The sequence below is a fragment of the Glycomyces sp. NPDC050141 genome, from assembly GCF_055586545.1.
Genome location: NZ_JBVJHZ010000003.1, coordinates 21,319 through 42,399 on the forward strand (window position 1 = coordinate 21,319; position 21,081 = coordinate 42,399).

Genomic DNA, 21,081 nt, shown 5'->3' on the forward strand with positions numbered 1-21,081 from the left:
GGGCGGTGGCGGTGGCGGTGGCGGTGGCGGTGGCGGTGGCGGTGGCGGTGGCGGTGGCGGTGGCGGTGGCGGTGGCGGTGGCGGTGGCGGTGGCGGTGGCGGCTCGGAACACGTTGCCGCGGCCGGGCGCCGCCCGGCCGCTGGCGGTTACGGGATCAGGACCACCTTTCCCGTTGTTCCCCGGTTCTCCAGGGCGCTGTGGGCTTCGGCCGCTTCGGAGAGCTTGAAGGTGTGGACTGCGGGGCGCAGTCTTCCGGCCGCTAGCTCTGCCAGGGACCGCTCTTCGAGGCTGCGGAGGCCGCCCAGCTTCTCCAGGAGCTTCGGGCCCAGGGCGCCGGAGACGGTGAGGCCTCGGCCGACGATGTCCGCGACCGTGGCCTCGGTGGCCTTTCCGGCGGACCAGCCGAAGACGACCATGCGGCCGCCGAAGCCGAGCCGGTCGAAGGCCGCCCGGCCCGTCTCGCCGCCGACCGAGTCGAACAGGAGGGTCGCTTCGCGGCCCTCCAAGGCCTTGTCCAGCACCGAGGTCCAGTCTGCGGCCTTGTAGTCGATCGCCGCGTCGGCGCCGTTCTCGGCGACCTGACGGACCTTGTCCGGGCCGCCGGCGAGGCCGACCACGTAGGCGCCGGCGTTCTTCGCGGCCTGCACCAGGAGGGTGCCGATGCCGCCAGCGGCGGCCGGCACGATCACGACGTCTTCGGCGGTGACCGGGCCGACCGAGAGGACCATGAGCGCGGTGCGGCCGGTGCCGATCATCGCGATCGCCTCGGCGAACCCGGCGCCGTCGGGGATCTCGTGGACGTTCTCGACCTCGCGGACGGCCTTCTCGGCGTACCCGGCGGAAGCGAAGCCGAGGTGGGCGACCACGCGCTTGCCGATCCAGGAGGCGTCGACGCCCTCGCCGACCGCGTCGACGATCCCGGCGGCTTCGCGGCCGGGGATCATCGGCAGCGGCGGCAGCGGGTACGGGCCGTTCTTGTCGCCGCTGCGGAAGGTCGTGTCCAGGAGGTGGACCCCGGCGGCGCGGGTGTCGATGCGCAGCTGGCCGGGGCCCGGCTCGGGGTCGGACACCTCCTCGTACACGAGGACCTCGGGGCCGCCGAATTCGTGTTGCCTGATCGCGTGCATCTCTTCCCTCGTCTCGTTCGGTGGGTGTGCACTCAACTCTAGGAATCGGGCGACTGGTGCCGCATCTGTCGAACGACCTGAGTTGCCCCTGACGAAAGTCAGGGGTGGGGGAAGAGCGGTAATCCGGGGTCGATGCCCAGGCCTGTCAGGAGGGTTCGGGCCTCGTCGCGGCGGTCGTCGGCTTCTTCGGGGTGGCCTGCGGCCTGGTAGGCGTTGGCGAGGGCGAGGAGGCTGCGGGCCTGGCGCAGGGGATCGGGCATCGCAGCGAAGACGTCGCAGGCCTGGCGGCCCATGCGGATCGCCCTGCGCAGGTCGCCTTCGGCGGTGTGCAGCTTGCACATCACGCGGGCTTTGACGGCGAGCGATTCGGAGGTCTCGTAGCGGGCGAGGTGCGCGACCCGGTCGAGCGTGTCCCGCACCTGGTCGAACTGCTCGGTGTCGACGTACAGGTCCGCAAGCCAGTACGTGTAGATCAGCAGGTGCCGCCAGTTGTTGAACTGCTCGACCAGTTCGAGGCTGCGCAGCAGCGCGGCCTCGGCGCGCGGGTTGTCCTCGTCGGCGCGGTGGACCGCGAACTGCCGGAAGTACAGCCGCGACTGGTAGTACTTCGACGGGTGGTCGCGCAGCATCTCGGCGATCTCGCGGCTCAGGTTCTCGGCGGCGCTGATGCGGCCCTGGTCGACGTAGAGCTCCGAGAGAGACAGCAGCGGATAGACGGTGGTCGGCCCGTCGTCGGCCGCCGCGTCCAGGTCGCGGGCCTTCAACAGCAGCGCCTCGGCCTCGGCGAAGATCCCCATGCGCCGCAGCACGGTCCCCAGCGAGGTCAGCACCTCGACCCGCACCTTCCGGTTCCCCGAGCGCTCGGCCGCGACCACCGCCTCGCGCAGCAGCGACACCGCCTCCCGGTACCGCCCGAGCTGCGTCAGCGTGGTCGCGAGGTCGTTGCGGGCTTTGCCCGTGGCGTCGCCGTGCGGGGTCAGGCGCAGGTATTCGAGGGTCTTCTCCGCGTACGCCTTCGACTTGTGCAGGTCCCCGGCCGCGAACGCGACCGCATCGGCCAGCGCGTATGCGCGCACCGCGTCCATCGGCTCGGCCGAGCGCGTGCCGGTCTCGATGCCGCGTTCGGCGACATAAGCGAGTTCGGGCAGCTCGTAGAGCGAGTCGGAGAGCGCCCGGCGGTTCGCGGCGTCGTCCCGGTAGCCCGCGTCGGCGAAGGAGATGAGGCGGGAGAGGAGCCGGGAGACGTGCGGGTGGCCGTTCCATTCGAGGAACGTGGCCACGATGTTGCGGTACTCCAGGACCGGCAGCCGCGTGGAGCCCTTCGCGTACCACGCGACCGCTTGTTCGCGGAGCCGTTGCAGCGCAGCGGGGTCGAACGCGGACTCGGCCTTCTGTCGGGCGTACTCGCGCACGAGGTCGTGGAAGCGGTAGCGGCCGGGCCGGTACTCGTCGATGCGGTGGGCGGCGACGAGGTTGGCCAGGAGCCGTTCGGCCGCTTCGGGTTCCCAGGTGACGAGCGCGCACGCGAGGCCTTTGGAGAAGTCGGTGCCGGGCAGGTACGCGAGGTTGAGGTACAACAACTCCTCTTCCGGTTCGAGCGCCTGGTAGGAGAGGTCGAACGCGGCGGCGACGGTGGTGGTGGGGTCGCCTTCGACGGCGAGGCGGGAGAGCCGGTCGTGCCCGGCGAGGGCGGTCGCGGTCTCGGCGAGGGTGGTGCCGGGCTGCGCGTCGAGGTTGGTGCCGACGATGCGCAGGGCGAGGGGGAGGCCGCCGCAGAGTTCGGCGACCCGTTGGGCCGCTTCGGTTTCGCGTGCGACGCGGCCTGAGCCGATGAGGCTTTCGAGGAGGCCCACGGCGTCGGCGTCGTCGAGGGCGCCGACGGTGAGCTGGCGGATGTCGTGGGCGGCGGCGAGGTCGGGGAGGCGGCCGCGGCTGGTGACGACGGCGACGCAGCCGCTGGTGGCGGGCAGGAGCGGCAGCACCTGGGTCGAGTTGCGGGCGTTGTCGAGGATGAGCAGGGTCCGGGTGTCGGCGAGGCGCGAGCGCAGCAGCGCGGCGGCCTCGTCGAGGCCGGAGGGGATCGCCTCGGTGGGGACTCGCAGGGCCCGCAGGAACCCGGCGAGGGCGTCCAGCGGCGCGAGTGAAGGGGTGCGGTCGAAGCCGCGGAGGTTCACGTACAGCTGCCCGTCGGGGAACCGCTCGCGCACCCGGTGCGCCCAGTGGAGTGCGAGCGTGGTCTTCCCGGAGCCGCCGATGCCGGAGATGACGGCGACCTGCGGGCCGCCTTCGAGGAGCCGGTCGAGGGCGGTGAGCTGGGCGGTGCGGCCGGTGAAGTGGATGCTGTCGGAGGGCAGCTGCGCGGGCGCGGGGAGTTGGGCGCGGGGCTTGGGGGAAGCGGGTCGCGGTGCGGCCCTGAGGGACGGGTCGTCGCGGAGTATCGCGGTGTGGAGGTGCTTGAGGCGCTGGCCGGGGTCGATGCCGAGTTCTTCGGCGAGTTGGAGGCGGATCGACTCGTACACGTCGAGTGCTTCGGCGGGCCGGTCCTCGCGGTAGAGGGAGGTCATGAGCAGTTCGGCCGTGTGCTGGCGGTACGGGTGGGCTTCGAGGACGCGGCGCAGGTCGGCCACGACGGAGACCCCTGTGGCGAGCGCGAGTTCGAGTTCGGCGCGCGATTCCTCGGCGGCGGCGCGCTCCTCGTCCCAGCGGCGCGCGCCCGATTCGATGACGCGGCCGCCGAGTCCGGCCAGGGTGGGCCCCCGCCAGAGTTCGAGGGCTTCCCGCAGACTCAGCAGGGCCGCTTCGGGTTCGGAGGCCGCCTCCTGTTCGCGGGCGATGCGGACGGTGCGCTGGAACTGCAGCGAGTCGAGTTTCTCGGCCCGCACGCGCAGGCGGTAGCCGTCGCCGACGGTCTCGATCTCGCTGGTGCCCATGGGGAGGATGAGTCCGCGGGCGCTGGCGACGGTGTTCTGGATCTGCCGCCGGGCGGTCGCGGGCGGCGCCTCTTCCCAGAGGGCGTCGACGAGTTTCGGCAGTGGCACGACGTGCCCGGCTTCCAGGAGCAGCACGGCGAGCAGCCTTGGCAGGGTCCGCCCGGGCAGCGCCACGGGCAGGCCCTCCCAGGCCAGCTGCAGGGGCCCGAGGATGCCGAAGTCCACGGTCCACCTCCCGGGGAGTCGAGGTGCGGCCGTCAATACATGGGGACGATTCCAGTCTATGGGCAGATCGTGATCAATTGGGAACGGTTGCAAGGGGTTTCCGCAGAGTGACCGTGCAGGTACCGGTTGGTGTCTCATGAACGACTCGTGAAGGTCTTGACGGGGCCGAGACGATGCTCGGGTTATCGAGCGAAGGAGGAGCGATGTTCACGAGACAGCGTCCCGAGTCCCAGACCAAGCCGCAGGAGGCCCGCGCCCGCTTCCGGGGCGGCCTGGTCGCCACCACGAGCGGCTGGTCGCAGGGGTACGTGCAGGCCAACCTGGTGTCGGTCCCGGCCCAGCACGCGATCGCCTTGCGGCGCTTCGCGGTGCGCAACCCGCGGGCCTGCCCGCTGCTGGACGTGGTCGCGCCCGGCCGCTACTGGACGGAGCTGGCGTTCGGCGCGGACCTGCGCCGCGACCTCCCGGCCTACCGGGTGTGGCGCAAGGGCGAGCTGGTCGCCGAGCGCACCGACGTGGCCGACCTGTGGAGCTCCGACCTGGTGACCTTCCTGACCGGCTGCACGTTCACGTTCGAGCCGTTCCTGGAGCGGGCGGGCATCCCGCTGCGCCACCTGGAGCAGGGCGTCAACGTGCCGATGTACCGCACCAACCTGAAGGCCCTGGGCGCCAGGCGCTTCCGGGGCCCGGTGGTGGTCTCGATGCGGCCGATGCCCGCGGCGATGGCCGACCACGCGGCGGCGATCACCGCCGACATGCCGTACGCGCACGGCGCGCCCGTCCACATCGGACGACCGGCCGCGATCGGCATCCGCGATCTCGACCGCCCCGACTTCGGCGACCCGGTGCGCCTCCACGACGGCGACGTGCCCGTGTTCTGGGCCTGCGGCGTGACGCTTCAGGAAGCGGTCGTGAAGGCCAAGCTGCCGTTCGCGATCACCCACGCGCCCGGGCACATGCTCATCACCGACCGCCGCGCGAAGATCAACGGCACCGGTGAAATCCCCCTGGTTTTTTGAGCGCAGTATCCGCTAGACCGGGCCCGGCGCCACGGATGCGGGCGCCGGTTCCGGCAGGCGGAACAGGCCCAGGAAGCGTTCGGCCATCGCCTGGTCGCCCTGGACGGTGACGCGGCCCGCGTGCAGCGACACGTCGAGGCTGCGGCCGCCGAGGGTCAGGCGCTTGAGCGTCTCGGCGTCTGTGCGGATCACCGCGTGCGGGTGCTCGGGCCGGCCGGGGGCCAGGAGCAGCTGCGCGTCGATGATCTCGGCGATGAACGGCCGGTCGTCGACCCACAGTTCGAAGGCCGCGTCGAAACCGCGCGCGGCCACAGGCATGAACAGCGTCCGCATCGAGAGGATCAGCGCGTCCGCGCCCATCGGCGCGTCCAGCGGGATCGCGGCCGAACGCGCGCCCCAGCGCAGCAGGAACACGATGACCGGTTCGAGGTCGCGGCCCCACTCGGTGAGTTCGTACACCTTGGACGCGGCCGGAGGCGGCAGGCGGCGTTTGGACACCACGCCGTGGGCCTCGAGCTCGCGCAGGCGCTGGGACAGGACGTTGGCGCTGGCCCCGTGGAGGCCGGCCCGGAGGTCGGTGAAGCGCTTCGGTCCGAGCAGCAGTTCGCGGACGATGAGGAGCGACCAGCGCTCGCCGACGAGGTCGAGCGCGTGGGCGGCAGGGCAGCCGTCGCCATAGGTGCGCACGGTTCCTCCAGTACCAGAGAGGGGTGAAACCGCTGGTGAATATCATTGCGGTAGTACGTATTCATCATAGAGTCACGTAAGGCGAGCTTCAAGTCCTGGTTAATGACCAACAGATCTCGAAACGGTAACGTGCGCTCTGTAAAAGGTGCGTGTCCGGCAGCCCGTCCGCCTTGCGCCGGGAGGGATCGTGCGGCACCATTCATTTCGTGCCACGACTTACCGCCTCCTCGCTGATGGAGCACCACCAAGCCGCCAGCACCCTCGTCGCGCTCCTCGAGGGCAACGGCCGCTTCGTCGCGGGCGAGCCGCGCTACAAGCGCGACATCAAGGCGGCCCGCGAGGCCGCCCCCGGGCAGCGGCCCAGCGCCGCCGTGTTCACGTGCATCGACTCGCGCGTGACCGCCGAGAGCGTGTTCGACTGCGACTTCGGCCAGCTCCTGGTCGTGCGCACGGCCGGGCACGTGCCCGACCGGGCCGCCGTCGGCTCGCTCGAGTTCGCGGCCGCGGAGATGGGCGTCTCCCTGGTGGTCGTGCTCGGGCACGAGCGCTGCGGCGCGATCGACGCCGCCCTGCACGCGGTCGAGGACGACGCCCACGACCCGCGCACCGACTACCTCGTCGAGCAGCTGTGGCAGCCCGCCTCCCAGGCGTGGTCCGAGACGAAGGACCCCGAAGAGGCCGCGTCGCGCGCGCTGCGCCTCCAGGTCCGCCGCACCGTCGCCGACCTCGGCCGCCGCGAGAACCTCGAAGGCGTGCTCGTCGTCGGCGCCGTCTACGACCTGGACACGGGCAAAGTAAGCCTCATCGACGAGAACTGATAGCGAAGAGCTGTCAGAATCGGGGTATGAGCGACCAACCCTTGACCGAGGCCGAGATCGAGCTCGCGCTGTCGGAACTGCCCGGCTGGAGCCACGTCGGCGACAAGCTCGAGCAGACCTGGACCTTCGACGGGCACCTGCGGGCCCTCGCCGCCGCGTCCGCCGTCGGCTTCCTCAGCGAGCAGCGCAACCACCACGCCGACCTGACGATCAACTACAACCGGCTCCGCGTCTCCACGACCACCCACTCGGCGGGGAACAAGGTCTCCGTGAAGGACACCGACCTCGCCAGGGCGGTCAGCGACCTCCTGGAATAAGGCGCGAGTGGCTGCTGCGTCCCGTGGTGCGCCTGTGCTCCCGATGCTTACGACCTGCGAAAACAGGGCATGCAAAGGGCCTTCTTCTCTGCGATGATGAAGAAAGCACAGGTGGGAGCATGTCATGGACGCATATGCCGCTCGGGCCTCCAGGACCGACAAGCGCATCGCCCTCGACCGCCTCGCCAGGGCCCGGCGCAAGGGCATGATCGACACCCGGGAGTACCGTCTGCGGCGGCGGCTGGCCGAACAGGCCGACAGCATCGCCGACCTCCAGACCCTCCTGCTCGACGTGGGCGACGACCAGCTCGGCCGGGACCACTGGCGTTACGGCCGCTGGCGCGGGCCGGTCAAGGACGGTCGCGAACTCGAGATCCAGCGCGTCGTGGGCGCGGTGTTCCTCTCCGCCGCGCTCGTCGTGGTGGTCGTCTGCGTGTGGGTCGCGATCATCGTCTACGAGCACTTTCAACCGTAGTTAGGCGACGAGGGCTTTCAGCTTGTCCCGCAGGCCGTCCAGGTGCTCGGCGATCCACGGCATCTCGAGCGGGTCGTCCGAGAGCAGCGCCGCGAGCCGCTCGGAGTCGGAGTCGCCGTAGATGCCGGTGACGGCCACGCGGATCGTCAGCGCGGCAGGCTCGTCACCGAACGCGTCCCCCGCGATGACCACGATCCCGAACTCGTCCAAGAGGACCCGCGCGAGGTCGGCGCTCGTGCGCACGCCCCAGCGCTCGGCCAGCGCCGCGCGCAGCGGCCCGAACTCCGGCCACACGTAGAACCCGCCCTGCGGGACGCGCACGTCGCAGCCGACGGCCGCGAAGACCTCGGCGACGGCGTTCGCGACCGCGCCGTGCAGGCGCCGCGACATGGCGACCCGGTCGACGAGCTCGGCCGGGTCCGACCACGCGTACGCGGCGGCGTGCTGCATCGGCAGCGGCGCCGAGGACCACAGTTCGGAGGCGATGCCCCGCACCGTCTCCTGCAGCCGCTGCCCCAGTTCCGAATCGGGGAAGCGGGCCGCGCCGATGCGCCAGCCGCCGAGGGCGTAGTTCTTGGAGAGCGCCGTGGTCGTCACCGTGCGCTCGGGCGCCCACTGGCTGGGGGAGGGGAACGGCCCGTCCTTGAACACGAGGTCGCGGTAGATCTCGTCGGCGACGATGACCAGGTCGAGCTCGCGCGCGGCCGCGCACAGGGCCTTCACGGACGCTTCGGACGCGAGGCGCCCGGTCGGGTTGTCCGGCAACGTGACAACGACCAGTCGCGGGTCCCGGCCCGCCGCCCGCGCCTCCAGCACCGCGGCGGTCATGAGCGCCGCGTCGGGCACGCCGCCCTCGCCGTGCGGCACGGGCACGCGGACCGGCTCGCGGCCGAGCAGCTGCGACTGGGCCGCGTACGACACCCACGCGGGCGCCGGGAGCACCACGTCCCCGCCGACGGCGTGCTGCAGCGCGAACAGCAGCGGCTTCGACCCCGGTCCGAGGAGCATCTGGGACGCCTCGGTCGGGTTGCCCCGGCGGGTCCAGTACCCGGCGGCGGCCTCGCGGGCCTCGTCGGTCCCGGCCACGGGCCCGTACGCGATCTTCCCGGCGGCCTGCGCGAGGCGCTGGCCCAGCAAGGGGTGCAACGGAATCCCGGCCTCACCGAAGCCGAGCGCGAGCACCTCCAGCCCGGCGGCGCGGCGAGCGGCGATGGCTTCGTTGGCGGCGAGGGTTGCGGAGACGGTCACGGGTGGCTCCTTGATGGAAGGTCGCAGACCTGCACCAATCTGCCCCGAATGGAGCATCAACGCAAGTATTTCTACCTTTCGCCGAGGGTAAGATTTCCTTATGCTCGACGTGCGCCGCCTGCGGCTTCTCTACGAATTCGCGGCCCAGGGATCGATAACCGCCACTGCCGCGGCGACCGGCCAGACCGCCTCCGCCGTCTCACAGCAGTTGGCCGCCTTGGAGAAGGAGACCGGTGTCTCGCTCCTCGAACGCACCGCCCGCTCCGCCCAATTGACCGACGCCGGACGCCGCCTCGTCGCCCACACCGCCCGCATCCTCGAAGCGATCGACGCCGCCGAGACCGACCTCGCCGCCGAAGCCGGCGAACCGCGCGGCCGCGTCACCGTCACCGCGTTCCCCACCGTCGCCGTCGCCCTCGCCGGCCCCATCGTGCGCCGCCTGCGCCGCTACCCCGAATTGCAGATGGTCCTGCTCCAGCAGCACACCGTCTCCGAATCGCTCGCGCGCGTCCGCTCCGGCGAGATCGACCTGGCCCTCATCGACGACTGGTCCGGCCAGCGCCGCCCCGCCACGACCGGCCCGCTCACCTTCCACCACCTCGTCAACGACCCGCTCGTCGCCGTCCTCCCGCTCAGACACCCCTTGGCGGACAACGAGGTCCTGTCGGCGCACGCGCTCGCGGCGGAGTCCTGGATCGCCTCCCCGGAAGGCGAGCCCTCGCGGATGGCGCTGGCGCGGCTGTGGCGGAACGAGGGCATCAGCGCGCCGGTCTCGGAGTTCGAGGGCCTCGACACGATCCTCACCCTCGTGGCGAAGGGCCTCGGGGTGACGGTGGCGCCGTGGATGGCCGCCGCCGAACGCAAGGACGTGGAGGTGCGCAAGGTCGCCGAGGACCTGCCGGGCCGGGACGTCTACGTCGTCCACCGGACGGCCTCGACGGGCCGCCCGGCGGTGATGACCGTGCTCCAGGCCCTCCACCAGGCCGCCAGGAAGCTCATGACGGCCGCAGAGAAGTTCTAGCGGAGCTGCGAGGGCGGGAACTTCTCGTCCTCGTCCCAGGCCGCCGCCTCCGGCTTCGGCTTGGGCCCCGGCTTCTCCTTGGGGGCCTTGGGCTCCTTCGGCTTCGGCTGCCAGCGCGCCAGGTACGAGGCGAGCCAGGTCGTGATCGGCACGGCCGCGATGAGGCCGAGCGTGCCCGCCACGGACCGCACGATCTCGGTGGCGATCGTCTGGCTCGTGAGCACCTGCTCCAGCGGCCGGTTCGCGGCACTGATGAGCACCAGCAGCGGCAGCGACGCGCCCGCGTACGCGAGCACGAGCGTGTTCACCACCGAGGTCAGGTGGTCGCGCCCGACCCGCATCCCCGACTTGAACAGCCGCGCGGTGCCCCACTGCGGGTTGGCTTTCGCGACCTCGTCCACCGTGGCGGCCTGCGAGACCGTCACGTCGTCGATCACGCCGAGCGCGCCGATGAGGATGCCCGCCAGGAGCAGGCCGGACATGTCGATCGGGTACTGCAGCGCCAGGTTCGTGGTGTTCTCGTCGAGCACCCCGTTGAGCTTCGTGAGGTTCACGGCCGCCTCGGCGAGCAGCACCGTGAACACGAGCGACGCCAGTGTCCCGACCACTGCCACCGTCGTCGTCCGGTTCCAGCCGTGCCCCAGGTACAGCGAGACGAGCATGATCGCGGACGAGCCGACCACCGCCACGAGGATCGGCGAGGACCCGTCCAGGATCGCCGGGACCATGAACAGGAGCACCACCGCGAACGTGATGCCGAGGCTGACGAGCGACCGCGCGCCCTTCCAGCGCCCGAACGCGACCACGGCGAGCGCGAACGCGATCGCCAGCGCCCACAGTGCGCTCGCCCGGTCGTGGTCGATGATGTGGAACTGCTGGCCCGAGACCGAGTCCGGCGTGTAGATGAGGATGACGTCGTCCCCGGGCTCGACGACGGGAGCGCCAGGGCCGCTGGGGATGTCGACGACCGCCTCCTCGCCCTCGTGCTCGCCCGAGAGGAGCCGCACGACCACGTCGCCGCAGACCGTGGCCTGCAGCTGCTCGTTCAGCTCCGCGTCCGCTTCCTCGCACTCGGTCTCGTTCACCGTGAGCACGTGCCCGTCGACCTCGGTGCCGTACCCCTCGATCGAGGAGGCGTCCTCGACCCCGGAGGGCCACAGCAGGATCAGGCCGAGGATCGTCGCGGCCGCCGCCGGGACCAGGACCCACAGGGCCGCGCGCGGGACGGCGTCGTTGGGGACCATATGACTGTGCTGCAGAGAATCCTGGTTCACGCCCGTGAGCTTACGATCCCCCGCACCCGTTGCCGCGCAGCAGCGCGCCCCGCCCGTACACGTCGGACAAATCCGTCCGTATCGGAGCAACTACCAGCGGTCGGCGACTGTAGCGCTCCAGTCGCCCACAGTCATTACCGTTCACACGTCCACAGGATCGACCCAGCGGACCGCGGAGTAATTGCGCCACAAGTGGAGCAGTGCCGGGTCCCCGCGGACCAGCAGATCATCGAACGGCAGCCGGTTCCACAGCGCCAGGTACAACAGCTCCACCGGGCCCTCGATGACGCAGTGCGGGGTCTCGACCTCGCTGAACGTCACGAGCGGACCCGTGTCGGTGGGGTGGATGTACCAGTCGCCGCGCCCCGGCGGCAGATCGGTCGCATGGATGTGGAGCACGGACGGCCGCAGCGCCCGCACCCGGCTCGACGGCCTGCCGTGGAAACCCAGCAGCAGCTCGTCGATACCGTCGGCCGCGAACTCGGGGCCGACCGGTGATATCTCGTCGCCCCGGGCCTGTTCGGCGTCGACGCGGTGGATGGTGGTCTCGTGGGCCTGCCTTCTGACCCAGAAGCGGCGCGACGACTCGGAGGGGAACATCTGCCAGCACTGGAGCCCGCTCGGAGCGGCCTCCAGTGCGGCCGCAAGCCGCAGGAGCCCTTCGCGGACCCAGTCGACCAGCAGGTCCTCGTGCGGCATGGGCCCCACGAGGTGCTGGAACTCCTGTTTCCGCGGATCGTAAGGCAACGCTCCGCCCACGATCGCCGCCGCCCATCGATGGACGGTCCCGATGTGGGTCAAGAGGTCCTTGACGTTCCAGCCCGGACAGGTGGGCACACTCGCGGTCAGCGCGAGCTCTCCACCAGCGACAGCGATCCGCTCCCCTTCGGTGCGCAGCACGTTGATTTGATCGCCGATGTTCATCCCCTGAAGTTTCGCACCTGTGTCGTGAATTACGCAAGCTCGGGCGGTGGACCGATACACAAGTGTTAAACCGGTGGAGCGGTGGCGAGTCGGACGCGAGCAGACACATGGCACTTGCGCCACACCCGCCGTAGCATCGAGCCGTGCTCCACCGGCTTCTCGTCGTCACCGACCTTCCCGGCAGCCCGCGGCCGCTCGTCGAGCAGGTCGCGCTGGCGCTGCGGGGCGGTCCGTTCGCGCTCGTCCTGCGCGACAAGCAGCTGGAGTGGGAGGAACGGCTCGCCTTGGCGGGGGAGCTGCAGCCGATCCTGGACGCTTCGGGCGGGATGCTCATCATCTCCGACCCCGCCGGACCCGTTGCGGCAGCGCATCTTTCGAGAAATTTCCCGATTCCAGCGCCGCGCCCGGCGCTCCTCGGCCGCTCCGTCCACGCGGGCGAGCCGATCGACCCGGGCCTGGACTACTGCACCTTGTCGCCGATATGGCTCACCGACTCAAAACCCGGCTACGGGCCCGCGATCGGGCCCGCCGCGCTGCGGGAGGCATGCGCGGCGGGCCCGGTCCCGGTGTACGCGCTCGGCGGCGTGACCAGCCCTGACAGGGCCCGCGCCGCAAGGGAGGCGGGTGCGGCGGGAGTCGCTGTCATGGGCGCGGTCATGCGCGCCGCCGACCCGGAGCGCGCGGTGCGCGGGCTCCGGAAAGCGCTCTGCTAGCGGTCGAGGCCGTTGTCGGCGATGACCTTCGAGTAGAACTTCGCGCTGTCCTTCGGGGTGCGCACCTGGGTCGCGTAGTCGACGTGGACGATCCCGAACCGCTTGTCGTAGCCGAAGGCCCACTCGAAGTTGTCCATGAGCGACCAGGCGGTGTAGCCGCGCACGTCGGCGCCGGCCTCGATCGCGTCGTGGACGGCCGCGATGTGCGAGCGCAGGTACGCGACGCGCTCGACGTCGTGGACCTCGCCGTCCGCGCCCGGACCGGTCGGGTAGGCCGCGCCGTTCTCGGTGATCATCGTGGGGACGCCGTAGTCCTTGTGGATGCGCACCAGGAGGTCCGTCAGGCCCGACGCGTCCACGGGCCAGCCCATGTCGGTGAAGTCCAGGCCCTCGGGCGTGTAGCCCTCGATGCCGACCGCGCCGGGGTTGACGTCGATCTCGGGGGCGTCCGGGTTGGCGCGCAGCCAGGTCGGGCAGTAGTAGTTGATGCCGAGCACGTCGATCGGCTGGTTGATCTGGGCGAGGTCGCCCTCTTTGACGAACGACCAGTCGGTGTGGTGCTGGGTCCGCTCGATGACGTCCGCGGGGTACTGGCCGCGCAGGATCGGGTCGAAGAAGACCCGGTTCGCGATGCCGTCCACGATCCGCACGGCTTCCTCTTCGCCGCGGCACTGGGTCGGGTTGAGCACGATCGAGACCTGGTCGGCCCCGGCCGCGCGCAGCGCCTGCACGGCGAGGCCGTGCGCGAGGTTGAGGTGGTGCACGGACGCGAGCGCCGCGGCGGGCTCGGTGCGGCCCGGCGCGTGGTGGCCGTTGCCGTAGCCGAGGAACGCCGAGCACCACGGCTCGTTGAGGGTCCACCAGGTGTGGACGCGGTCGGAGAGGCGGGCGCCGACGATCGCGGCGTAGTCGCCGAAGCGCTCGGCGGTCTCGCGCTCGGGCCAGCCGCCGCGGTCCTCGAAGGACTGCGGGAGGTCCCAGTGGTAGAGCGTCGGCATCGGCTTGATCCCGGCCGCCACCAGCTTGTCGACGAGCCGGTCGTAGAAGTCCAGGCCCTTGGGGTTGGCCGGACCCGTGCCGTCGGGCTGGATGCGCGGCCACGCGATCGAGAACCGGTAGGTGTCGACGCCGAGGGACTTCATCAGCGCGACGTCCTCGTCGACGCGGTGGTAGTGGTCGCAGGCCACGGCGCCGGACTGGCCGCGCCAGGTCTTGCCGGGGGTCGCCGAGAACGTGTCCCAGATGGACTGGCCCCGGCCGTCCTCGGTCGCCGCGCCCTCGATTTGATAGGAGGCCGTGGCGGTTCCCCACAGGAATCCCTGGGGGAAGGTCAGCTGCGTCATCGATCGCACCTTTCGCGAACTATAGGAAACAGTTTGCCGGGCCCCGGAATGATACGTCATTGGAATCGCTCCCATGAATCGGGTACTTGCAGATATCGATCCAATGCCGCCCGGTAACGATTCGGCAATGCACACTTGACAATCAGTGTTACCCAGAGCACCATTGCCTGCGTCGCCCCAACGGCGGGTGAGGCAGTCCCTACCAGCGGTGGAACCGGTGAGAGCGGTTCCCCTCAGGCGGGGACGGGAGGCAGTCGGACTCGCCGGGCGCACCACACCTGCGAAGAGAGGGAAACCCCGATGAGCAAGACACGAAGAATCTCCTGCCTTGCGGCTGCCGCCAGTGCCACCGCGCTCGCCGTGACGGCGTGCGGCGCCCCCGACGAGGGCAGCGAGCAAGAAGAGTTCAACATCCGCGGCGAGATCCCCGCCGCCGCCGAGGACTGCGCGCAGTACGACGCCTACGGCGACTTCGAGGACGAGACCGTCACCATCTTCGCGTCCATCCTGGACCAAGAAGCCGACGAGATGCAGGCCGGCTGGTACTACTTCGAAGAGTGCACCGGCATCAACATCGAGTACGAGGGCACCGCCCAGTTCGAGGCCGACATGAAGGTCCGCGTCGACGGCGGCACCGCCCCCGACATCGCGCTCTTCCCGCAGCCCGGCCTCATGTCCAACTTCAAGGACGACCTCGTCCCGGCCTCCGACGCGCTCTCCGCGCTCGCCACCGAGGGCTGGTCCGCGGACTGGCTCGAGTACGGCACCATCGACGGCCAGCTCTACGCCGCGCCGAACTCCGCGAACGCCAAGTCCTTCATCTGGTACTCGCCGCAGTTCTTCGCCGACAACGGCTACACCGTCCCGACCACCTGGGACGAGCTGATCACCCTCTCCGACACGATCGCCGCCTCCGGGACGACCCCGTGGTGCGCCGGCTTCGAGTCCGGCGGCGCCACCGGCTGGCCCGGCACCGACTGGATCGAGGACATCGTCCTGCGCGAGAGCACCGACCTGTACGACCAGTGGGTCAACCACGAGATCCCGTTCAACGACCCGCAGATCGTCGCCGCGATCGACAAGGCCGGCACCGTGCTGCAGAACCAGGACTACATCTTCAACGGTCCTGACACCATCAGCTCCACCGCGTTCCAGACCGCCGGTCACCCGGTCCTGAACAACGAGTGCGCCTTCTACCGCATGGCCTCCTTCTACGGCGCCATGTGGCCCGAGGACACCGTCGTGGCCGAGGACGGCGACGTGTTCGCGTTCCGCTTCCCCGAGACCAACGCCGGTGACAACACCATGCTCGTCGGCGGCGAGTTCGTGGCCGCCTTCTCGGACTCCGAGGCGACCGAGGCCACCCGCCAGTTCCTCGCTTCCGAGCTCTACCACAGCACCCGCCTGCAGACCGGCCCGTGGAGCACCGCCCAGCAGGGCGTCGACGCCACCGTCGCCACGACCCCGGTGAACGTCTTCGCCACCGAGATCCTGACCGACCCGGCCGTCACCGTCCGCTTCGACGGCTCGGACCTCATGCCCGGTGAGGTCGGCGCCTCGTCCTTCTGGACCGGCATCGTCGAATGGGCCGACGGGGCCAAGACCTCGCAGCAGATGGCCGACGACATCGAAGCCTCCTGGCCGTAAACCCCGGCCCGTGTAGCTGACAAGAAGCCGAGCGGGGCCCACCGGCCCCGCTCGGCCCATTGCATCCCGGATACCTGGAGTCACTCACAGTGGACATCTCCGATTACACCGACCGCTTCGGCCTGCTGGGCGTCGGCCTGGTCGCCTTCGCGGCGGTCCTCCTGGCCCTCTACGGCCTCGCCGAACTGGCCTCGCGCCGCGACCGCAGCCGTGCGGTCGCGTTCGTGTTCCTGGCCCCCGCCGTCCTGTTCCTCGTGGTCGGCCTCGTCTACCCCGCGATCCGCACCGTCGCCATGTCGTTCTTCTCCGGCGACGGCACCGAGTTCGTCGGGCTCGACAACTACACCTGGGCCGTCACCGACCCCGACGCCCTGAAAGTCCTCATCAACACCGTCCTGTGGATCGTCATCGTCCCGCTCGTCTCCACAGTGGTCGGCCTCGTCTACGCCGTCCTCATCGACGGCCGCAAGGGCGAGCGCGCCTACAAGGCCCTCGTGTTCCTCCCGATGGGCATCTCCTTCGTGGGCGCCTCGATCATCTGGAAGCTCGTCTACGAGTACGACGCCTCCGGGGACCAGATCGGCCTGCTCAACCAGATCCTCGTGTGGTCCGGCGGCGAGCCCGTCAACTGGCTCAACGAGACTCCCTGGAACAACCTGCTGCTCATGGTCGTCCTCGTGTGGATCGAGGTCGGCTTCGCCACCGTCGTCCTCTCTGCCGCGCTCAAGGGCGTGCCCACCGAGATCGTCGAGGCCGCCCGCATCGACGGCGCCAGCCCGTCGGAGATCTTCTGGAACGTCACCGTCCCGTCGATCCGCTCGGCCATCGTCGTCGTCGCCGTCACCGTCTTCATCGCCACGCTGAAGCTCTTCGACATCGTGCGGGCCATGACCGGCGGCCACCACGGCACGGACGTCCTCGCCCACAACATGTGGGACCAGGCCTTCCGGCTCGGCAACGACGGACGCGGCGCCACCATGGCCGTCCTGCTGTTCGCGCTCGTCATCCCCGTCGTCATCTACCAGGTGCGCAACATGCGCCGCCAGGAACTGGAGACCCGATGAGCACCGACACCCAGGCGCCCGAGCAGGCCCCGAAGATCGGCGAGACGCGGGGCGCCCGCATCCGCCGCGTCCTCTCCAGCCGCGCCGCCAGCGTCGTCGCCCTCGTCATCGCCGCACTGTGGACGATCCCGACCGCCGGGCTCTTCATCTCCTCGCTGCGGCCCGAGGACGACATCAACGAGTCGGGCTGGTGGATGTTCTTCACCAACCCCGGCTCGGCCACACTGGAGACCTACAACTACGTCCTGTACTCGAACACGCAGGGCGGCGGGCTCATCCGCAACCTCATCAACACGATCGTCATCACCATCCCCGGCGTGATCGTGCCGGTGGTGTTCGCGGCCATGGCGGCCTACGCGCTGTCCTGGATCGACTTCAAGGGCCGGAACTTCCTCTACATCGCAATCTTCGCGCTGCAGGTCGTCCCGCTCCAGATGGCGCTCATCCCGCTGCTGGCCTTCTTCAGCAAGGGCCTGCACATCGGCGGCCTGACGATCACGCCCGCGTGGGAGCTCGAAGGGGTGAACACGATCGTGCAAGTGTGGATCGCCCACTCCATCTTCGGGCTGCCGCTGGCGATCTTCCTGCTGCACAACTTCATGCGGGAGCTCCCGGGCGACGTCATGGAGGCCGCCCGGATCGACGGCGCCAGCCACTCGCAGATCTTCCGCAAGGTCGTGCTGCCGCTGGTGACCCCGGCGATCGCGTCCATCGCGATCTTCCAGTTCCTGTGGGTGTGGAACGACTTCCTGGTCGGCCGCACCTTCGGCGGCGGCGAGGCCACGCGCCCGCTCACCGCCGTGCTCGGCGACATGGCCGGCAGCTGGGGCAACAACTGGACCCGCCTCCCGGCGGCCGGGTTCATCGCGATCATCGTGCCGCTCGTGGTGTTCCTGCTACTGCAGCGCTACTTCGTGCGCGGGCTGCTGGCGGGCTCCGTCAAGGGTTAAGCGACGCAACGAAAAGGGGGCGGGCCCGCGGGCCCGCCCCTGCTTCGTGCTCAGTTCGCGCCGCTCCACAGCCCCTGGAAGTGCTGGAAGTACCGGTCGGCGACCGTCTGGTTGAACACGCGGATCATGTTGTCGTCGGAGTGCTTGAGCCCGTTGCCGTTGAGGTTGTGGGTCCCGGTCCACACGACCGCGCGGTGCGAGGACCCGAACTGGGCCTCGGCGACGATGTACTTGTTGCGGTGGGCGTCGTGCACGCGCACGTTGCTCGCCCCGAGCTTGTCCTCGATCCACCCCGGGCTGGCGGTCGGCCCGGTGCGCACGATGACCCGCACCTGGCAGCCGAGCCCCTGGATGCGGTCGAGCTGGGCCCGCGTCTCGGGGCGGTTGGACTGGAAGTTGGCGTGGCCGACCCAGACCCGGTCGCCCTCGTTGCACGCGGTGATCTGGGAGAGCTCGGCCGCGACCGGGTCGGCCGAGCGCGGGAACACCCACGCCCTCGCGAGCGAACCGGACTTGCCCTTGTTCGCGTCGGTCCAGCCGTCCCAGCTCTTCGCGTAGAGCCGGTTCCAGTAGGCGGTGTAGAAGTCGAAGACCGCCTGGTCGCCGTGGACGCCGAGCAGGTTGTGCGCCTGCGTCAGCTGCGAGCCGACGAAGCTGAGGCTCGTCACGAGCACGGTGGGCGCGCCGCCCTTCTCGATGAGGAAGAACCGGTTGTGCATGGGGCCCTTCCGGGTCCCGTCCGCGTTCGGCAGGCAGCCGGCGCTGCACTGGCGCACCGAGGCCCCGGCGGCCTTCAGCTTCGCGATCACCGGGTCGTTGAGCGAGGGCTTGTCGCTGCGGGTGCCGAAGACCGCCTTGACGTCCACGCCGCGCTGCTTCGCTGCCACGAGCGCGTCGGCGAGCGGCGCGATCGGCTTGTCGAGCGAGAAGTAGTAGACCGCGAGCCGGATCGAGTCGCCGCTGCCGGTCGCCTGGACCTGCTTGGTGATCTCGTTGAGGATCGCGGTGTCCTTGCCGCCGTTGGGGTCCGTGCCGCACATCGTGTAGTTCCCGGTGCGCGCGCACCCGGTCCCGGCCGCGTCGGCCTCGGTCGTGACGGTCAGGGTCAGGACCACGAGCAGCACGCCCGCCGCCGCCATAGCGAGGATTCTCCGGTTCATGCCGACCCTCCTCAGATCTGCCTCAGGACATGAACATGGCACGGGTTCGGGGCCGCGGCGGGCTTTCGGGCGGCTACCGGACGTTTCGCAAGGTAGGGCGCTCACGGCCGTGTAATTTCCACGAGGGTGAAATGCGGCGGTTGTCAGGCGGATTCCTGGAAACGTCGGTCGGATAGCCGACGTTTTCTCAACAATCAAGGGAGAGGTCCCCATCCGCAGTACCGCTTAGACCAGTGCCACCAGGAGTCGTCATGAGCATGAGTGCCGCAGAAGAACTGCCCGAGGAGTTCCGCAGGGCCCTCTCCGAACAGACCAGGCAGGAACCGGACCACCCGGAGCCGCTGGTCCTCGCCGAGGAGCAGCCCCGGCTGGCCGAGCCCGCCAGCACCGGATGGCTGTTCATCGGGATGCTGCTGGTGGTCGCCGTCGGCGTGCTGCTGCTGCTCATCTTCGCTTCGGGCGGCAACGCCGAACAGTCGCTGATGCTCTAGCGCTACCGGAACACGCTTGCATCACTGCCGCCCCATCAGGGTGCCGTCCGCCTTGCGGGAGTGGCAAGATCTGGACCGTGGAAACCTGGCGTGGAATAGACGCGACCCCTGAGGGCTGGCCCGCCTCCGTTATCGCCATCGGCGTTTTCGACGGGGTGCACCGGGGCCACGCGGCCCTCGTCCGCACCGCCGTCAAGGCCGCAGCCGAACGCGACGCCCGCTGCGTCGTGGTCACCTTCGATCCCCATCCGACCGCCGTGGTCGCGCCGCACGCGATGCCCGCGCAGCTCACCGGTATCGACCGGCGCGTCGAGCTGCTCGGCGCGCTCGGCGTCGACGCGGTCTGCGTGCTCCCGTTCACCAAGGAGCTCTCGCAGCTCAGCCCGGACTACTTCGTGCGGCACGTCCTCGTCGGCGGCCTGCACGCCAAGGCCGTGGTCGTGGGGGAGAACTGGCGCTTCGGCCACAAGGCCTCCGGCGACGTCAAGAAGCTCGCCGAACTCGGCGAGGAGTTCGAGTTCGAGGTCCTGCCGCAGACCCTCACCGCCAATGCAGAGCCAATTGACGGCTCGCAAGCGTCGCCGAAGGGGGCGTTCTCCTCAACCCGCGTGCGCGGCCTCATCGCCGAAGGCGACGTCGCGGGCGCGGCCGAAGTCCTCGGCCGCGACTACGGCGTCGAAGGCACGATCGTCCACGGCGCGGGCCGCGGCGGCACCGCGCTCGGCTTCCCGACCGCGAACCTCGACATCGCCGCCGGGACCGCGATCCCGGCCGACGGCGTCTACGCGGGCTGGCTCCACCGCGACTCGCACCGCCACGCGGCCGCGATCAGCGTGGGCACGAACCCGACCTTCGACGGCACGGAGCGGACCGTCGAGGCCTACCTCCTGGACTTCTCCGGCGACCTCTACGGCGAACAGGTCCGGCTCGACTTCACCGCGCGGCTGCGCGGCCAGATCGCCTTCGACGGGATCGAACCGCTGATCAAGCAGATCGAGACCGACGTCGCAGACACCCGCCGGGCTTTGGACCTGGGCTGACGCCCTGTTAGCCTGGAGAGGTTGTTCAACCGACCAGCCTGCACGACACCGCGGGTTGGCCGCAATCACGAAAGGGTGTTCGACATGGCGCTTGACGCTGAAAAGAAGGCCGCGATCATCAAGGAGTACGCGCTCAGCGAGGGCGACTCCGGCTCGACCGACGTCCAGGTCGCGATCCTGACGACCCGCATCCGCGAGCTCACCGCTCACGTCCAGGAGCACAAGCACGACCACCACTCGACCCGTGGTCTGCTCCTCTTGGTCGGCAAGCGTAAGCGCCTTCTCAAGTACCTGAAGAAGGAAGACATCACGCGCTACCGCCAGCTCATCGAGAAGCTCGGCATCCGCGACAACGTCTGATCGAGGCTTGCATAAGGGAGCGCCCCGCCAGGGGCGCTCCCTTTCGCGTACCCCCCGTCACCTTCCCCCGCGAGGTGCCTTTCGCGGCTCACTTTTGCTTCGCCAGTGCCGCCGCGTCGGCCGGATAACGTAGGGTGGGCGATGAGCAATACGCTCGACCGCAGCGCCTCCCAGCGAGGCGCCGCGCGGCCCGCCAGAGACCGCCCCGGTCCTCGGTAGTGGCATCCGGAACGTCCCGCACGACGCG

The 21,081-nt window shown here is 70.0% G+C and carries 20 protein-coding genes; 12 read left to right on the top strand and 8 right to left on the bottom strand.

Going from position 1 to position 21,081, the window contains the following annotated elements; translation table 11 throughout:
• Positions 1–147: 147 nt before the first annotated feature.
• Positions 148–1,128 carry a zinc-binding dehydrogenase gene (locus ACZ60M_RS02395; protein ID WP_465413901.1) on the bottom strand — a complete coding sequence of 327 codons (981 nt, stop codon included), beginning with the start codon at positions 1,126–1,128 and terminating at the stop codon, positions 148–150.
• A gap of 98 nt (positions 1,129–1,226) precedes the next feature.
• Positions 1,227–4,283, bottom strand: a complete 3,057-nt coding sequence (locus tag ACZ60M_RS02400; RefSeq protein ID WP_465413903.1) for an AfsR/SARP family transcriptional regulator — start codon at positions 4,281–4,283, stop codon at positions 1,227–1,229.
• A gap of 203 nt (positions 4,284–4,486) precedes the next feature.
• Between ACZ60M_RS02400 and ACZ60M_RS02405 the strand changes: the two genes are divergently transcribed.
• On the top strand, positions 4,487–5,302 hold the full coding sequence (locus tag ACZ60M_RS02405) for a putative hydro-lyase (protein ID WP_465413905.1): 816 nt from the start codon (positions 4,487–4,489) through the stop codon (positions 5,300–5,302).
• A gap of 12 nt (positions 5,303–5,314) precedes the next feature.
• Here ACZ60M_RS02405 and ACZ60M_RS02410 read toward each other — a convergent pair whose 3' ends face one another.
• Complete coding sequence (locus ACZ60M_RS02410) at positions 5,315–5,989, bottom strand: winged helix-turn-helix transcriptional regulator (protein WP_465413906.1); 675 nt, start codon at positions 5,987–5,989, stop codon at positions 5,315–5,317.
• 206 nt (positions 5,990–6,195) lie between these two features.
• Between ACZ60M_RS02410 and ACZ60M_RS02415 the strand changes: the two genes are divergently transcribed.
• From ACZ60M_RS02415 to ACZ60M_RS02425, 3 genes are all read left to right on the top strand, one after another.
• Complete coding sequence (locus ACZ60M_RS02415) at positions 6,196–6,807, top strand: carbonic anhydrase (RefSeq protein WP_465413908.1); 612 nt, start codon at positions 6,196–6,198, stop codon at positions 6,805–6,807.
• Between the two features lie 26 nt (positions 6,808–6,833).
• The gene (locus tag ACZ60M_RS02420; protein ID WP_465413910.1) at positions 6,834–7,124 is read left to right on the top strand and encodes a 4a-hydroxytetrahydrobiopterin dehydratase; all 291 of its coding nucleotides are present in this window, start codon (positions 6,834–6,836) and stop codon (positions 7,122–7,124) included.
• Positions 7,125–7,248: 124 nt separating this feature from the next.
• A complete protein-coding gene (locus ACZ60M_RS02425; protein ID WP_465413912.1) occupies positions 7,249–7,599 on the top strand; it encodes a hypothetical protein in 351 nt (116 codons plus the stop codon).
• Here the strand turns inward: ACZ60M_RS02425 and ACZ60M_RS02430 are convergent, their stop codons facing one another.
• Positions 7,600–8,847: a pyridoxal phosphate-dependent aminotransferase gene (locus ACZ60M_RS02430; RefSeq protein ID WP_465413914.1), complete on the bottom strand. Its 1,248-nt coding sequence runs from the start codon at positions 8,845–8,847 to the stop codon at positions 7,600–7,602.
• Between the two features lie 100 nt (positions 8,848–8,947).
• Here ACZ60M_RS02430 and ACZ60M_RS02435 point away from each other — a divergent pair, with 100 nt between their 5' ends.
• A complete protein-coding gene (locus ACZ60M_RS02435) occupies positions 8,948–9,868 on the top strand; it encodes a LysR family transcriptional regulator (RefSeq protein ID WP_465413916.1) in 921 nt (306 codons plus the stop codon).
• Here ACZ60M_RS02435 and ACZ60M_RS02440 read toward each other — a convergent pair.
• Entirely contained in the window at positions 9,865–11,112 is a 1,248-nt protein-coding gene (locus ACZ60M_RS02440) for a YibE/F family protein (RefSeq protein ID WP_465413918.1), read from the bottom strand. The genes ACZ60M_RS02435 and ACZ60M_RS02440 overlap by 4 nt on opposite strands.
• 171 nt (positions 11,113–11,283) lie before the next feature.
• Complete coding sequence (locus tag ACZ60M_RS02445; protein ID WP_465413920.1) at positions 11,284–12,066, bottom strand: maleylpyruvate isomerase family mycothiol-dependent enzyme; 783 nt, start codon at positions 12,064–12,066, stop codon at positions 11,284–11,286.
• A 143-nt stretch (positions 12,067–12,209) separates the two neighbouring features.
• Here ACZ60M_RS02445 and ACZ60M_RS02450 point away from each other — a divergent pair, with 143 nt between their 5' ends.
• Positions 12,210–12,779 (top strand): thiamine phosphate synthase, encoded by a 570-nt coding sequence (locus tag ACZ60M_RS02450; RefSeq protein WP_465413922.1) that lies wholly within the window; start codon positions 12,210–12,212, stop codon positions 12,777–12,779.
• Here the strand turns inward: ACZ60M_RS02450 and ACZ60M_RS02455 are convergent.
• Positions 12,776–14,122, bottom strand: coding sequence for a GH1 family beta-glucosidase (locus ACZ60M_RS02455; RefSeq protein ID WP_465413924.1), 1,347 nt, complete (start codon positions 14,120–14,122; stop codon positions 12,776–12,778). The two genes, ACZ60M_RS02450 and ACZ60M_RS02455, sit on opposite strands and share 4 nt — an antisense overlap.
• Before the next feature lie 300 nt (positions 14,123–14,422).
• On the opposite strand from ACZ60M_RS02455, the gene ACZ60M_RS02460 reads away from it, so the two are divergent.
• The 3 genes from ACZ60M_RS02460 to ACZ60M_RS02470 all read left to right on the top strand — a co-directional run bounded on the left by ACZ60M_RS02460 (position 14,423) and on the right by ACZ60M_RS02470 (position 17,783).
• Positions 14,423–15,769, top strand: coding sequence for an ABC transporter substrate-binding protein (locus tag ACZ60M_RS02460; protein ID WP_465413926.1), 1,347 nt, complete (start codon positions 14,423–14,425; stop codon positions 15,767–15,769).
• A gap of 89 nt (positions 15,770–15,858) precedes the next feature.
• On the top strand, positions 15,859–16,833 hold the full coding sequence (locus tag ACZ60M_RS02465; RefSeq protein ID WP_465413928.1) for a carbohydrate ABC transporter permease: 975 nt from the start codon (positions 15,859–15,861) through the stop codon (positions 16,831–16,833).
• Complete coding sequence (locus tag ACZ60M_RS02470) at positions 16,830–17,783, top strand: carbohydrate ABC transporter permease (protein WP_465413930.1); 954 nt, start codon at positions 16,830–16,832, stop codon at positions 17,781–17,783. The genes ACZ60M_RS02465 and ACZ60M_RS02470 overlap by 4 nt, the downstream gene beginning before the upstream one ends.
• Before the next feature lie 50 nt (positions 17,784–17,833).
• On the opposite strand, the gene ACZ60M_RS02475 is transcribed toward ACZ60M_RS02470, so the two are convergent.
• Complete coding sequence (locus tag ACZ60M_RS02475) at positions 17,834–18,943, bottom strand: phospholipase D-like domain-containing protein (protein WP_465413932.1); 1,110 nt, start codon at positions 18,941–18,943, stop codon at positions 17,834–17,836.
• 251 nt (positions 18,944–19,194) lie between these two features.
• On the opposite strand from ACZ60M_RS02475, the gene ACZ60M_RS02480 reads away from it, so the two are divergent.
• The 3 genes from ACZ60M_RS02480 (at position 19,195) to rpsO (ending at position 20,834) form a co-directional block, all read left to right on the top strand.
• Positions 19,195–19,434, top strand: a complete 240-nt coding sequence (locus ACZ60M_RS02480) for a hypothetical protein (RefSeq protein WP_465413934.1) — start codon at positions 19,195–19,197, stop codon at positions 19,432–19,434.
• 77 nt (positions 19,435–19,511) lie between these two features.
• Complete coding sequence (locus tag ACZ60M_RS02485) at positions 19,512–20,474, top strand: bifunctional riboflavin kinase/FAD synthetase (RefSeq protein ID WP_465413935.1); 963 nt, start codon at positions 19,512–19,514, stop codon at positions 20,472–20,474.
• An 84-nt stretch (positions 20,475–20,558) separates the two neighbouring features.
• Positions 20,559–20,834: a 30S ribosomal protein S15 gene (rpsO, locus tag ACZ60M_RS02490; RefSeq protein ID WP_465413937.1), complete on the top strand. Its 276-nt coding sequence runs from the start codon at positions 20,559–20,561 to the stop codon at positions 20,832–20,834.
• Positions 20,835–21,081 lie beyond the last annotated feature (247 nt).